General features: G+C 73.3%; 11 protein-coding genes. 7 read left to right on the top strand and 4 right to left on the bottom strand.

Features of this window, described 5'->3' with window-relative positions:
* Nucleotides 1-228: 228 nt before the first annotated feature.
* The 5 genes from OXR63_RS03515 (at nt 229) to OXR63_RS03495 (ending at nt 5,809) form a co-directional block, all read left to right on the top strand.
* Nucleotides 229-1,779: an AlkA N-terminal domain-containing protein gene (locus OXR63_RS03515; RefSeq protein ID WP_267420104.1), complete on the top strand. Its 1,551-nt coding sequence runs from the start codon at nt 229-231 to the stop codon at nt 1,777-1,779.
* Entirely contained in the window at nt 1,776-2,294 is a 519-nt protein-coding gene (locus OXR63_RS03510; protein WP_267420103.1) for a methylated-DNA--[protein]-cysteine S-methyltransferase, read from the top strand. Before OXR63_RS03515 ends, OXR63_RS03510 begins: the two co-directional genes overlap by 4 nt.
* Nucleotides 2,295-2,453: 159 nt before the next feature.
* The gene (locus OXR63_RS03505; protein ID WP_267420102.1) at nt 2,454-3,263 is read left to right on the top strand and encodes an alpha/beta fold hydrolase; all 810 of its coding nucleotides are present in this window, start codon (nt 2,454-2,456) and stop codon (nt 3,261-3,263) included.
* A gap of 49 nt (nt 3,264-3,312) precedes the next feature.
* Nucleotides 3,313-4,185, top strand: a complete 873-nt coding sequence (locus OXR63_RS03500) for a hypothetical protein (protein WP_267420101.1) — start codon at nt 3,313-3,315, stop codon at nt 4,183-4,185.
* A gap of 148 nt (nt 4,186-4,333) precedes the next feature.
* On the top strand, nt 4,334-5,809 hold the full coding sequence (locus tag OXR63_RS03495; protein WP_267420100.1) for an APC family permease: 1,476 nt from the start codon (nt 4,334-4,336) through the stop codon (nt 5,807-5,809).
* Between the two features lie 127 nt (nt 5,810-5,936).
* Here the strand turns inward: OXR63_RS03495 and OXR63_RS03490 are convergent, their stop codons facing one another.
* Nucleotides 5,937-6,725: a LysE/ArgO family amino acid transporter gene (locus tag OXR63_RS03490; RefSeq protein WP_267420099.1), complete on the bottom strand. Its 789-nt coding sequence runs from the start codon at nt 6,723-6,725 to the stop codon at nt 5,937-5,939.
* Nucleotides 6,726-6,793: 68 nt separating this feature from the next.
* On the opposite strand from OXR63_RS03490, the gene OXR63_RS03485 reads away from it, so the two are divergent.
* Nucleotides 6,794-7,741 carry a LysR family transcriptional regulator ArgP gene (locus tag OXR63_RS03485; RefSeq protein ID WP_267420097.1) on the top strand — a complete coding sequence of 316 codons (948 nt, stop codon included), beginning with the start codon at nt 6,794-6,796 and terminating at the stop codon, nt 7,739-7,741.
* Here the strand turns inward: OXR63_RS03485 and OXR63_RS03480 are convergent.
* Nucleotides 7,723-8,268, bottom strand: coding sequence for a TetR/AcrR family transcriptional regulator (locus OXR63_RS03480; protein ID WP_267420096.1), 546 nt, complete (start codon nt 8,266-8,268; stop codon nt 7,723-7,725). The genes OXR63_RS03485 and OXR63_RS03480 overlap by 19 nt on opposite strands.
* A 135-nt stretch (nt 8,269-8,403) precedes the next feature.
* Between OXR63_RS03480 and OXR63_RS03475 the strand changes: the two genes are divergently transcribed.
* The gene (locus tag OXR63_RS03475) at nt 8,404-9,441 is read left to right on the top strand and encodes an aldo/keto reductase (RefSeq protein ID WP_267420095.1); all 1,038 of its coding nucleotides are present in this window, start codon (nt 8,404-8,406) and stop codon (nt 9,439-9,441) included.
* A 24-nt stretch (nt 9,442-9,465) separates the two neighbouring features.
* Here the strand turns inward: OXR63_RS03475 and OXR63_RS03470 are convergent, their stop codons facing one another.
* Together OXR63_RS03470 and OXR63_RS03465 are read right to left on the bottom strand one after the other, a co-directional pair.
* The gene (locus OXR63_RS03470; RefSeq protein WP_267420094.1) at nt 9,466-10,245 is read right to left on the bottom strand and encodes a DNA-formamidopyrimidine glycosylase family protein; all 780 of its coding nucleotides are present in this window, start codon (nt 10,243-10,245) and stop codon (nt 9,466-9,468) included.
* Nucleotides 10,238-13,945 (bottom strand): Lhr family ATP-dependent helicase (locus OXR63_RS03465; RefSeq protein ID WP_267420093.1); only part of this gene is annotated, 3,708 nt, incomplete at its 5' end. The genes OXR63_RS03470 and OXR63_RS03465, both read right to left, overlap by 8 nt.

The following is a 13,945-nucleotide window of genomic DNA, read 5'->3' as shown; positions in this document are numbered from 1 at the left end:
CCGGCACGGTGCGCTTGGCCGAACCGCGCCGAGGACACAGCACCGCGCCACTGCCCGGAGTCGTGCGAGCTCGACCACTCCGTGCGAGTTCATCGCACCGCACCGAGTGGCCAACCTCGCACCGGGCGGACGCCCGCGCACCGTGCGACGTGCGACGCGCGACGCGACCGCCACCGCCCCGTCCGATTCCCGCCAGTCCGTGACGGTGGCCCGTGTCAGGCTGACGGCATGGCCACCCCGGACCCCGACGCGCTGCACGCCGAGCGCCACCGCATCGCCGCCTCGCGCGACGCCCGGTTCGACGGCCAGTTCGTCACCGCCGTGCACTCGACGGGCATCTACTGCCGGCCGAGCTGCCCCGCGCGCACCCCGCGCTCGACGGGCGTCACCTTCTACCGGACGAGCGCCGCGGCACACCTCGCCGGCTTCCGCGCGTGCAAGCGCTGCCTGCCCGAAGCGACCCCCGGCAGCCCCGAGTGGGACCTGCGCGAGGACGTCGCCGGCCGCGCCATGCGCCTGGTCCTCGACGGCGTCGTCGAGCGGGAGGGCGTGCCCGGCCTCGCCGCACGCGTCGGCTACTCCGAACGACAGCTCGGCCGCATCCTGACGGAGGAGCTCGGCGCCGGACCGAAGGCCCTCAGCCGGGCGCACCGTGCGCAGACCGCACGCACGCTGCTGACCTCCTCCGACCTGCCGATCGCCGACGTCGCCTTCGCCGCGGGCTTCACGAGCGTGCGCCAGTTCAACGACACCGTGCGCGAGGTCTTCGCGCTCACCCCGACGGCACTCCGCGCCCGCCGTCGCGAGCTCCCCGCCCCCGACGGCGGCCTGCACGTGCACCTGCCGGCACGCGCGCCGTTCGATGCGCAGGGCCTGCTCGACTGGCACGCACTGCATGCTCTCGCCGGCCTGGAGCGGGTGGTCACCTCCGATGCCGGTGTCGTCATCGCCTACGAGCGGCTCGTCGACCTGCCGGGAGGCCCTGGCTGGTTCCGCGCGTCGGCCGCCGTTGCCGACGCGGCCGGCCCCAGGGCCGGCATCGACCTGACCGTGCGGGTCACGGACCTCGGCGACCTGCCGACGCTCGTCGCACGGGTGCGGGCGCTGTTCGACCTCGACGCCGACCCGGTCGCGGTGGACGCCGTCCTCGGGTCCGTGCCCGCGCTGGCCCCTGCCGTCGCCCGTGTCCCAGGGCTCCGACTGCCGGGTGCGGTGGACGCGCACGAGATCGTGTTCCGTACCCTGATCGGCCAACAGGTGTCCGTCGCAGCTGCCCGGACGGCGCAGACGCGGCTGGTCGCGGCGCTCGGAGCTCCGGCGCCCGCGGCGATCGCCCAGGACGGACTCCTCTTCCCGTCCGCCGCCGTCATCGCCGCGTCGGGACACGAGGTCCTGCGCGGGCCGGCTGCCCGCGTGGACACGATCATCCGGGTCGCGGGGGCACTGGCCGACGGTTCGTTGGTCGTGCACGGCGGACAGTCGCTCGACGAGCTCCGCGGCGGGCTCCTCGCCGTCAAGGGCATCGGGCCGTGGACGGCGGACTACGTCGCGCTCCGGGTCCGGCACCACCCGGACGTGTTCCTCCACAGCGACCTCGCCGTGCGGAACGGTGCACAGGAACTCGGGCTGCCCGGTGGGGCGCGTGAGCTCTCCCTATGGTCGGAGCAGGTGGCGCCCTGGCGGAGCTACCTCACGATGCACTGCTGGCGGCCGATCGTCGACCGCGCGACGGCAGCCGCTCGTGCCGCCCACACGAACTCCCGGAAGGACACCCCATGACCGACGCCGTGATCTCCACACTCCACACCCCCGACGGGTCCTTCACCGTGCTCGAAGACCTGCAGGGGCGCGTGCTCGCCTCGGGCTGGACCGACTCGTTCGACCGCATCCTGGCTCGCATCCCCGCGCAGCACCGGCCCGCGCACGTGTCCACGGGCACGGTGTCCTCAGCCGAGGCTGTCGATGCCTTCTACGCCGGGGACATCGAACCGGCGATGCACGTCCCGGTGCGCCAGGTCGGCACCGAGCTCTCGACCGAGGGCTGGCGGCAGCTCCGCCTGATCCCCGCGGGGTCGACCCTGACGTACACCGAGCTCGCGGCGGCGATGGGCCGACCGGACGCCGTGCGGGCGGCGGCGAGCGTCTGCGCCCGGAACGCCCCGGCGTTGTTCGTGCCGTGCCACCGGGTCCTCCGGTCCGACGGCTCACTCGGCGGGTTCGCGTGGGGGCTCGACGTCAAGCGCTCCCTGCTCGAACGGGAGGCCGTGGGCACCACCGCGCTCGTCCAGCGCTGAGCCCGCGGTACCACCCGCGTCGAGGGGCCGAGCGGTACGTCTGCCCCTGGAAGCGGGGGGAGACGTACCGTTTGCGAACTGTCACACTCGGACCACCGACATCCGCACGGCCCAGTCGAGGGCCCGACGCAGCCTCGTCGACACACCTCGAAGGACCCCATGCACGCTCCCGTCGACCGAACGGTCACCTCCGCCGACGGCACACCCATCGCGGTGACCGAGGCGGGCAGCGGCCCCGCCGTCGTCGTGGCAGCCGGTGCGTTCGACCACCGCGGCACCCCGTACATCCAGGCCGTCTCCCGCGTCCTCGCGGAACGGCACACGGTCGTCACGTACGACCGTCGTGGCCGGGGCGCGAGCGGCGACACCGACCCGTGGACGATCGAGCGGGAGTCCGACGACCTCCGTGCCGTCGTCGAGAGCGTCGACGGACCGGTCACCGGCCTCGGGGTCTGCGTCGGCGTGGGCGTGGTGCTGCACGGCATCGCGGCCGGCGTCCCCCTCGACGGCGCCCTGCTGTGGGAACCGCCGTACCGCGCGAGCGTCGACCCCCACGCCGAGGACGTCGTCTTCGCAGACACGCTCGACGAACACGTCGCGGCCGGTCGCCGTGGTGCCGCCGTGCGGGCGTTCCTGGCGCAGGTGCTCGGCATCCCGATGGGGCAGATCGCCGGCGTCCGCCTGAAGCCGGCGCTGTGGCGTGCCCTGCTCGCCGACGCGCACGTGCTCCCGCGGGACGTCCGCATGCTCAACGGTCTCGCGATCCCCGAGCGGGTGCTCTCCTCGGTCGGCGTCCCCGTGCTCGTCGCCTCGGGCACCGAGTCCCCGGACTGGATGGGTCCCGCTGCCCGTGCCGCGGCCGAGGCGATCCCGGGATCCGACCACACCGTCGTCCCCGGGCAGGGGCACGTCCCCGACGCCGAGGCCCTCGCCGCCCTGCTCGACCGCGTCCGGACGGCGCAGCACTGACCCCGCGGCGGACGCCCACCGCGGCCCACGGTGCTGCGAGGATGGACCCGTGAGCGCACCCCGACTCGGACTCCTCCTGGACGTCGACGGCCCCATCGCCAGTCCCGTCTCCCGCACCATCGCGATCCCCAGCATCATCGACGACCTCATCGCGCTCGCCGCCGAGGGGATCCCGGTCGTGTTCAACACCGGTCGGAGCGACGCCTTCATCCGAGAGCAGGTCGTCGGACCCCTGCTCGCCGGTGGCCTCGCCCCCGGCGGCCGCGTGCACGCCGTGTGCGAGAAGGGCGCCGTCTGGTGCTCGATCGGCCCGCAGTACGAGGACGGCATGGGCGACGTCACCGTCGCCGAGGACCTGGCGCTCCCGCGTGACTACGCCGACGAGATGCGCGAGCTGGTCCGCGACGAGTACGCCGACCTGGTGTTCTTCGACGAGACCAAGCGCGCGATGGTGTCGATCGAGCAGCGCGTCGAGGTCCCGAACGCCACGTACCTGGCACGACAGCCCGAGTTCGACGCGAAGGCGATGGCGGCACTCGTGCGGCGCGGCCTCGGTGTGCGACGGCTCGACGACGTCCGCCCCGACGCGTCCGGCGCCGTGCAGTGGCGGATCGACCCCACGATCATCTCCACCGACGTCGAGTCGGACCGCAGCGGCAAGGACATGGGCGCCGAGCGCTCGCTCGAGCTCCTGGCCGAGGACGGCGAGCTCCCGCTGACGTGGCGCACGATGGGCGACTCCCGCAGTGACTACGCGATGGCCGACTGGCTGCACGCGAACGGCCACGACGTGGCGCACGTCGACGTCCGTCCGGCCGACGGGGTCCCGGTGACGCCGTACCCGGTCCTCACCGCTCCCGACGGCGTCATCCACGACGAGGCCGGAGCCCGGTTCCTGGCGGACTGGCGCCGGTCCGCCTGAGCCGGGCCGAGCCTCCCGTCCGGGTGGAGACGGCCACCGGCCGGGCCGCGGCCGCGCACGATCCCGCCCATGTCACCTGTTTGCGCCCCGCGTCGGGACACCACTACGCTTCCGGGGTCCCACGCCAGCCGATGACGGGAACGACCCCATGGCATCCTTGCTCCGCACGAAGTCGATCGAGGCCTCGCTGGCCGACGCCGACGAACAGGGCCGCTCGCTCAAGCGCTCCCTGAAGACCTTCGACATCGCCGCGATGGGCATCGCCGTGGCGGTCGGTGCCGGCATCTTCTCGGTCGGTGCGAACGCCGCCGCGAACTTCGCCGGCCCCGGCGTCATCGTGTCGTTCCTGCTCGCCGCCGTCACGTGCGGGCTGGCGATCATGTGCTACGCCGAGTTCGCCTCGACCATCCCCGTCGCCGGCTCGGCGTACACCTTCACGTACGCCACCATGGGCGAGCTGCTCGCGTGGATCGTCGGGTGGGACCTCATCCTCGAGACCCTGACGGCCAGCGCCGTGATCGCGAAGTACTGGGGCATCTACCTCAGCACCGCGTTCGACGTGTTCGGCATCACCCTGCCGAGCACCATCGCGATCGGGCCGATCGGCTTCACCTGGGGCCCGGTGCTCATCGTGGGCGTCTTCACCGCGCTGCTCGCGTTCGGCACCCGTCTGTCCAGCCGCGTGTCCGCGGTGATCACCGTCATCAAGGTCGCGATCGTCCTCTTCGTCATCGTGGTCGGCGCGTTCTTCGTCAAGGCCGCGAACTTCACGCCCTTCATCCCCGCCGCCGAGCCGTCGAAGGGCCCGGAGGGCAGCGTCTGGACCCAGTCGCTCGTCTCCTTCGCCACGGGGTCCGAGCCCGCGCAGTACGGCGTCTTCGGGCTGCTCGCCGCCGCGTCGCTGGTCTTCTTCGCGTTCATCGGCTTCGACGTCGTCGCCACCAGCGCCGAGGAGACCGAGAACCCGCAGAAGACCCTGCCCCGCGGCATCTTCATCGGCCTCGGCATCGTGACGCTGCTCTACGTCGGCGTGAGCATCGTCATCACGGGCATGGTGTCGTACAAGCAGCTCGCGCAGGAGGACGCCCCGTCCCTGGCCTCCGCCTTCGACATCGTCGGACTGCCCTGGGCCGCCGGCATCATCGCGATCGGGTCGCTCATCGGCCTGACCACCGTCGTGATGGTGCTGCTCCTCGGCCTGTCCCGCATCGTCTTCTCGATGAGCCGCGACGGGCTGCTGCCCCGCTGGTTCTCGGTCACGAACCCGAAGACGCAGACGCCCGTCCGGGTGCAGCTCATCGCCGGGATCGTGGTGGCGGTGCTCGCCGGGTTCACGCCGGTCGAGAAGCTCGAGGGCCTGATCAACATCGGCACGCTCTCGGCCTTCGTGCTCGTGTCGATCGGCATCATCGTGCTGCGGAAGTCGCGCCCGGACGCACCGCGGTCCTTCCGTGTGCCGTGGTCGCCCGTGATCCCGATCCTGTCCGCCGTGCTCTGCTTCTGGCTGATGCTCAACCTCGAGGTCGAGACCTGGCTCCGCTTCGTCGTCTGGCTCGTCATCGGCTTCGCGATCTACTTCGGGTACAGCCGCAGCCACAGCCGGGTGGGTCGCCGGGAGCAGTAGGGGCCCGCGGACGCACTGCACCGGGTTCCGGACACAGCACCGCGCGATCGCGTGGTGCTGTGACCGTTTCCCGGTGCGGTGGGCGACGGGTCGCGGCGGCAGGCGGTTCGGTTCGCGGCGCGCGCCGTCAGGCGCCGACGACCAGCAGCACGCCGAACACGAGCATGACGACGGCCACGCACCCGTCGAACACCCGCCAGGTCAGAGGCCGCGCGAACAGCGGTCGGAGCAGCCGCCCGCCGAACCCCAGCGCCCCGAACCACAGGCAGCTCGCCGCCACCGCGCCGACCGTCCACCACCAGCGGTCGTCGACGCCCTGCTGGTTCGCCACGGACCCGAGGAACACCAGCGTGTCCAGGTAGACGTGCGGGTTCGCCCACGTGAAGACGAGCATGGTCAGCACCGCGGTGCGCATGGCGGGTCCCGTCCGGCTGCTCGGGCTGTTCGGGCTGCTCGGGCTGCTCCGGCTGTTCCGGCTGTTCCGGCCTGGAGGCTCGGGCCGGCTCCGCCCCGTCGGCTGCGGCACCGACGCGGTCGCCACGGTCGTGCGCACACGCTCCGCTCCCACCCCCACCACGGCGACCCCGTCGTCCTCGGCCGCGACCCGGATCGCATCGCCCGACGGGCGCAGCGCCCGTCGCGCCGCCAGCACCCCGTACGTCAGCAGGAACGCGGCCCCCACGTACCGGATCACGACGAGCGCCGCGGGGAACCGCTCGACCACGGCCCCGACGCCGAGCACCCCGGCCAGGATGAGCAGCGCGTCCGACACCGCGCACACCAGCACCGCTGCCGCCACCACCCGGACGCGAGCGGTCACGGCCAACCGGAGCAGGTACGTGTTCTGCACGCCGATCGCCACGATGAGGGCGAGTCCGGTGCCGAGGCCGGAGAGTGCGGGGAGCAGGACGGTCACAGGTCGACCGTAGGAGATCCTGCGCGTGTAGGACAGCTCACGTTCCTGTCGGGCCGTAAGCTCGGCTCATGCTCCGCCTCCAGCGTGAACACCTCGAGACACTGCTGACGGCCGTCGACCTCGGGACCTTCGACGCCGCGGCCCGCGCGCTGTCGATCACCCCGTCCGCCGTCTCGCAGCGGATCAAGGCGATGGAGCAGCTCGTCGGCCGGGTCCTGCTGCAGCGGACGACGCCGATCGTGCCGACGGCCGACGGCACCGTCGTGCTGCGGCACGCCCGGCAGGCCCGCCTGCTCGACGAGGAGACGGCGCGGGACCTCGGCGGAGCGGCGACCGACGACGGAGACCGTGTCCCCTCGATCCCGCTCGCGGTGAACGCCGACTCGCTCGGCACGTGGTTCCTCGACGCCCTGGCGGTGGTCCGTCGTGACACCGAGGTGGTCTTCGACCTGCACCGAGCGGACCAGGACCGCACGGCCGAGCTCCTGCGGTCCGGCACGGTGACGGCGGCGGTCACGGCGGAGTCCGATCCCGTGCAGGGCTGCTCGTCCGTGGCGCTCGGCATCGACCGCTACCGCGCGGTGGCCTCGCCGGCGTTCGTCGAGCGGTACCTCAGCGGCGCTGACTCCGAGCGGCGGATGCTGCAGCGGCTCGACCGGGTGCCGCTCGTGGACTACGACCACGACGACGACCTGCAGCAGGGCTTCCTGCGCCGGGTCGTCGGGCACGCGCCCCGGGGTCCTCGCCACTTCGTGCCCACGTCGGCGGACTTCGCCCGCGCGGTGACGCTCGGCTTCGGGTGGGGTCTCCTGCCGGAGGCCCAGTGTCTGGATGCCCTGGAGCAGGGCGCCCTGGTCGAGCTCACGCCCGGTCGTCGGGCTGATGTCGCGCTCTGGTGGCAGCGGTGGAACCTGGCGTCCCCGCTGCTGGAGCGGGTGACCGACGCGGTGCGGGCGACTGCGGCCGAGCGGCTGCACCCGCCGGCGTCCGGTGGGCGTCAGGCGGTGGCGCGGTAGCGCAGGCCGTCCACGAGCAGGGCGACCATGCGCTGGCTCTGCTCCGGGCTGGGCGAGCCGTGGCACAGGTCGCCCACCGCGCGCAGGAGCTGCGGTGCGTCGACGTCGGCGCTGATGGTGCCGGCGGCCGCAGCGGCGTCGAGCAGCCGCGTCAGGGCGTCGCCCAGGCGGCCGATGAAGTAGGCGGGCAGCGCCTCGAACGCGGGGTCGCCCGAGTGCAGTGCGGCGGCGAGCCCCCGCTTCGTCGCGACGAACTCGGTGAACCGCTGGAGCCACAGCGCGAGGGCCTCGTCGGGAGCGTGCGCGGCGGCCAGGTCGTCCGCGGCGTCGGCACAGGCCTCGACCGCGTTCCGGAAGACCGCCACCACCAGGTCTGAGCGCTGGGGGAAGTGTCGGTACAGCGTCCCCACACCGACCCCGGCGTGATCGGCGATCACCTTCGCGGGAGCGTCGACACCGTCGCTGGCGAACACGGCCTTCGCGGCGTCGGTCAGGGCGTCGAGGTTGCGGCGGGCGTCGGCGCGCATGGGGCTCCTGGTCGACGGGTCGGACAACGGGGTCTTGCGTAAACGGAACCGCTTTCCGTATAGTTCCGGAAGGACGTTCCAGTTCGGCCCACGATACGGCACCGCGACTCGGGACGCCATCGACAGGAGGAACCCATGCAGTACCGCACCCTCGGCACCACCGGCGTCCAGGTCAGCCCGTTCGCCCTCGGCGCCATGATGCTCGGCACCGACGGCCGCATCGGCAACGGCGACGAACAGGACTCGATCCGGATCGTGCACCGCGCGCTCGACGCCGGCATCAACCTCATCGACACCGCCGACCGCTACTCGCAGGGCGGGTCGGAGGAGCTCCTCGGCAAGGCGCTGAAGGGCCGACGCGACGACGTCGTCCTCGCGACGAAGTTCAACGGGCCGATGGGCGACGACCCGAACCGGCAGGGCAACTCGCGCCGGTGGATCATGCGTGCCGTCGAGGGCTCCCTGCGCCGCCTGCAGACGGACCACCTCGACCTGTACCAGGCGCACCGTCCGGACGACACGGTCGACCTCGAGGAGACGCTGTCCGCCCTCACCGACTTGGTCCGGAGCGGCAAGGTGCGGATGATCGGTACGTCGGACTTCCCGGCGTCGATGCAGGTCGAGGCGCAGTGGACGTCCGAGCGTCGGGGCCTCGAGCGGTTCCGCACGGAACAGCCGACCTACTCGATCCTCAACCGCGGCATCGAGCGCGAGGTCCTGCCGGTCGCCCAGCGGTACGGCATGGGCACGCTCGTGTGGAGCCCGCTCGCCGGTGGGATGCTGACCGGGCGGTTCCGGAAGGGCCAGGACAGCGACCTGGCGCGCGTCGGCATGTTCCGCCACAACCAGGACGAGCGGCGCATCGACGCCGTCGAGCAGATCGTGGCGCTGTCCGAGGAGACCGGCATCCGGATGACCCACCTGGCCCTGGCGTTCGCGATCGCCCACCCGGGCGTGACGAGCGCGCTGATCGGCCCGCGGTCGATGGAGCAGCTCGACGACCTGCTCGCCGGTGCCGACGTGGTGCTCTCCGACGAGGTGCTCGACCGCCTCGACGCCATCGTCCCGCCGGGCACCGACGTCGGGCGGCTCGACCAGCAGTACGAGCCGCCGGTGATCAGGACGGCAGCGCTCCGTCGTCGTCCCGTCGAGGACCGGCCCGCCGCCGTCTGACCCCGGCCGGAGTCGACGGAACCGTCAGGACTGGCAGCGCGGGCACCAGTAGGTGTCGCGCAGCGTCAGGTCGGACTCGCCGAGCTCACCCCGGCGGATCGGCGTCCGACAGCGCAGGCAGGGCTTGCGCTCGCGGCCGTAGACCCAGAAGCGGCGGCCGGGCCGGTCGACGCCCGTCGTCACGCGGGCGCTGCGGTCGCGGTTCGTCAGGATGAGCCGGTGCGCCAGGGCGATCATCCGCGTGGGGTCCTCGACCTCGCCGGCCGGCCGGGTGGGCAGGACGCCGCGGAGGAAGCAGAGCTCGTTCCGGTAGACGTTCCCGAGGCCCGCGAGCACCCGCTGGTCCAGCAGCGCGAGACCGATCGGCCGAGCGGGGTCGGCGACCAGGTTCGCCTCGGCGACGGCGGCGTCCCAGTCGGGCCCGAGCAGGTCCGGTCCGAGGTACCCGACGATCTCGGACTCCTGGTCGCGGGGCACGACCTCGAGCACCCCGAGGGTGAAGCCGACGGTCGAGACGTCCTCGGCGTCGAGCACGGCCCGGGCCTGGTGCGCGGGACGACGCCAGCGGTCGCCCGGCGCGTAGACGTCCCAGCGGCCCTCCATCTTCAGGTGGGAGTGCACGGTCAGGTCGCCGATCCGGTGCAGGATGTGCTTGCCCCGGGGCACGACCTCGTCCACGGTCCGGCCGACCAGGTCGAGCGTGGCGTACGCCGGCACGCGGAAGTCACTGCGCGTCAGGACCTTGCCGGCCAGCGCCGTGTGCAGGCGGTGCGCGGCGCGGTAGACGGTGTCGCCCTCAGGCACGGAGCCGCACCCCCTGCGGTGTCGCCGTGAAGCCGGCAGCGCGCAGGGCGTCGCCGAACGGGGACTCCAGCACGAAGACGCCGTTCACGCGTTCGACCGAGAGCTTGCCGAGTCCGCTCCGGACGGTCGTGGCGATCGAGGTCGCGGCCGCGGTGAGGTCGGCCGGGTCCTCGGTGAAGGTCAGCACCGACTTGCCGCCGCGCTCGACGTAGACGCCGAGTTCGCCGTCGACGAGCACCACCAGGGCGCCGGCCTTCCGCCCGGGCCGGTGCCCGCGCGCGGTCTTCGCGACCGGTTCCGCGGAAGCGCGAGGAACAGCGACGGCGGAACCGGCGGCCGTGCCGGCGGCAGGCTCGGCACCGTCGGGGTCCGCCATCTCCCCGTCCGTCGGCCACGGCAGCGACGCCCCGTACGGGTTCGCCGGGTCGGTCGCTGCCAGGGTGATGACCTCGCGCACCCGGTCGGGGTTGGCGCGCTCGTCCTCGTCGAGGTCCCTGGCGTAGGTGCGCAGGCGGTCGATCGTCGGGCTGGTCGCGAACTGCGCCGCCCCGAGGCCCTCGATGAAGTACCCGCGGCGTGCCCGACCCGACTCCTCGAACCGAGCGAGGACCCGGTACACGCCGGCGAACCCGCCCCGGACGCCCTCGACCTGCACGGCACCTCGGGTGACCACGCCGTACCGCTCGAGCAGCTGTTCCGCCGTGGCTGCCGCCCGCACGGTGGCGTCGGCCTCGGCGAGCGGCAGCAGCGACCAGCGGCCACCCACGCTGGGCGGCCCGGACTGCGTCGGCAGCGTCGGGCGACGACGACCGCGGTAGGCCCGGGTGCGCGGCGCGGTGGTGCTCTTGGCGCGTCCGCCGAGCATCGCCCGCAGCGGCGCGAACGTGTCGTTCGTGATCTGCCCGCCCCAGACCAGGTCCCAGAGCGCCGTCGTCAGGGCCTGGTCGTCGGTGCTGCCGACGGCTTGCCCGAGCTGCCGGAAGAAGTACGCGCCGCCGCCGGCCAGGGCGCCGAGCACGTCCCGCTGCAGCTCGGTGGTCTCGTCGCCCGAGGGTTCCGCGAGCGTCGTCGCGGCGGTGTCGGCCAGGTGCAGCCGGACCCAGCCGTCGTTGCCGGGCAGGGTGCCGCCGCCGGACCACAGGACCTCGCCGGTGGCGGTGAGTTCGTCGAGCATGCTCGGTGCGTAGTCGGACACCCGGACGGGCAGGACGAGGGACTCCCACGCGCTGGCGGGCAGGGCGACGCCGGCGAGCTGGTCGATGACCTGGAGCACACCGTCGATCCCGCGCAGACCGCCGCGGGTGCCGGGCGTGCGGACGTGCTGCCACGCGGGCAGGAACCGGGCGAGGGTGTCCGGGGAGACCGGCTCGACCTCGTGCCGGAGCGCGGCGAGTGACCGCGTGCGGATCCGGCGCAGCACCTCGGCGTCGCACCACTCGGCGCCCTGGCGGTCGGGGCGGAACTCGCCCTCGACCAGGCGGCGGTCGGCGACCAGACGGCGCAGGGTGTCCTGCACGACGGCGATGCCGAGTCCGAGGCGCGAGGCGGCGTCCTGCGCGGCGAACGGCCCGTGCGACCGGGCGTACCGGCCCACCAGGTCGCCGAGCGGGTCGGCGACGGGTTCGATGAACGCGGTGGGGACGCCGATCGGCAGCGGGACCCCGAGGGCGTCGCGGAGCCGGGCGGCGTCCTCGATCACGGCCCAGCGGGTGGCCCCGGCGTGGGAGAACGACAGGACCCGGCGGTCACGTTCGAGTGCCTCGAGCGTGGTGCGCAGGGTCTCCCGCGCGGCCGGGCGTTCCTCGTCCGTCGCCGTGGCGAGCCAGCTGCGGTCGACGGCTTCGTCGAGGTCGATCGCACCGACCAGGCGCAGGACGTCGACCAGGCCCTCGGTGTCCCGGGCCCGGCGGTCCGGCGAGAGCCGCTGCAGGTCCTGCTCGGTCGACGCGATCACGGCCGGGTCGAGCAGTTCGCGGAGCTCCGCGCGACCGAGCAGCTCGCTGAGGAGCGTCGAGTCGAGCGAGAGTGCCGCTGCCCGGCGTTCGGCCAGCGGGGAGTCGCCCTCGTACATGAAGGCGGCGACGTACCCGAACAGCAGCGAGCGGGCGAAGGGAGACGGGGTCGCGGTCTCGCTCTCGACCAGCCGGATGCCGCGCCGGGCGATCTCGTCCGCGATGCCGAGCAGCGCCGGCACGTCGTAGACGTCCTGCAGGACCTCGCGCACGGTCTCGAGCACGATCGGGAAGGTCGGGTACTTCTGGGCGACCTCGAGCAGCTGGGACGCCCGCTGCCGCTGCTGCCACAGCGGGGAGCGTCGGCCCGGGTCGCGGCGGGGGAGCAGCAGCGCGCGGGCGGCGCACTCGCGGAACCGTGCGGCGAACAGGGCCGAACCGCCGACCTCGTCCGTGACCACGGCCTCGAGGTCGTCCCGCTCGAAGACGAACAGGTCGGCCCCGGGCGGCTCGGCGTCGGTCTCGGGGATGCGCACCACGATGCCGTCGTCCGCGGCCATCGCGTCGCCGTCGATGCCGTGCCGTTCGCGGAGCCGTGCGGCGACCGCGAGGGCCCACGGCGCGTGGACCTGCATGCCGTACGGGGAGTGCAGGATCAGGCGCCAGTCGCCGAGCTCGTCGCGGAAGCGCTCGACCACGAGCGTGGTGTCGTTCGGCACGTGCCCGGTGGCAGCCCGCTGCTCACGCAGGAAGGTCAGGAGGTTCGTGACGGCACGCTCGTCGAGTCCACCGGCGGACACCCGGGCACGGGCATCGGCGTCGGAGGCGGACTCGACCTCCCTGATGTAGGCCCCGGTCGCGCGCCCGAGCTCGGCGGGGCGCCCGATGCCGTCGCCCTTCCAGAACGGCACCCGGCCGGGCTGCCCGAACGCCGGGCTGACGATCACGCGGTCGTGTGTGATCTCCTCGATGCGCCAGCTGGTGGCACCGAGCGCGAAGACGTCGCCGACGCGGGACTCGTAGACCATCTCCTCGTCGAGCTCGCCGACGCGGGATGCCTTCTCGCCGACCATGAACACCCCGAACATGCCGCGGTCGGGGATCGTGCCACCGCTCGTCACGGCGAGGCGCTGTGCGCCGGGACGCCCGGTGAGCGTGCCGTGGACGCGGTCCCAGACCAGGCGGGGACGGAGCTCGGCGAACTCGTCGCTCGGGTACCGCCCCGTGATCAGGTCGAGCGTGGCGTCGAACGCCGAGCGGGGCAGGCCGCTGAACGGGGCACTGCGGCGCACGAGCTCGAACCAGTGCTCGACGTCGAGGGTGTCGACGGCCCCGGCGGCGACGGTGTGCTGCGCCAGGACGTCGAGGGGGTTCGCGGGCACCGAGATGGACTCGATCTGCCCGGACACCATGCGCTCGACGGTGACGGCGCTGTGCACGAGGTCGGCGCGGTGCTTCGGGAAGAGGACCCCTCGGGAGATCTCCCCGACCTGGTGCCCGGCGCGGCCGACGCGCTGCAGGCCGCTGGCGACCGACGGCGGGGCCTCGACCTGCACGACCAGGTCGACCTCGCCCATGTCGATGCCGAGCTCGAGCGAACTCGTCGCGACGACGCACCGCAGGCGGCCGGACTTCAGGTCGTCCTCGATGATGGCGCGCTGGTCCTTGGACACGGAGCCGTGGTGGGCCCGCGCGAGCACGGGGACGGCGCCGGCGGTCTGCCCGGACGCGCCGATCATCTCCGCCGG

Origin of the sequence: Curtobacterium sp. GC_Cur_3, assembly GCF_026544205.1 — a bacterium.
Taxonomy (GTDB): Bacteria; Actinomycetota; Actinomycetes; order Actinomycetales; family Microbacteriaceae; genus Curtobacterium.
The sequence above is the reverse complement of the archived record's forward strand: the minus strand, read 5'-3'. Positions and strand labels throughout refer to the sequence as shown.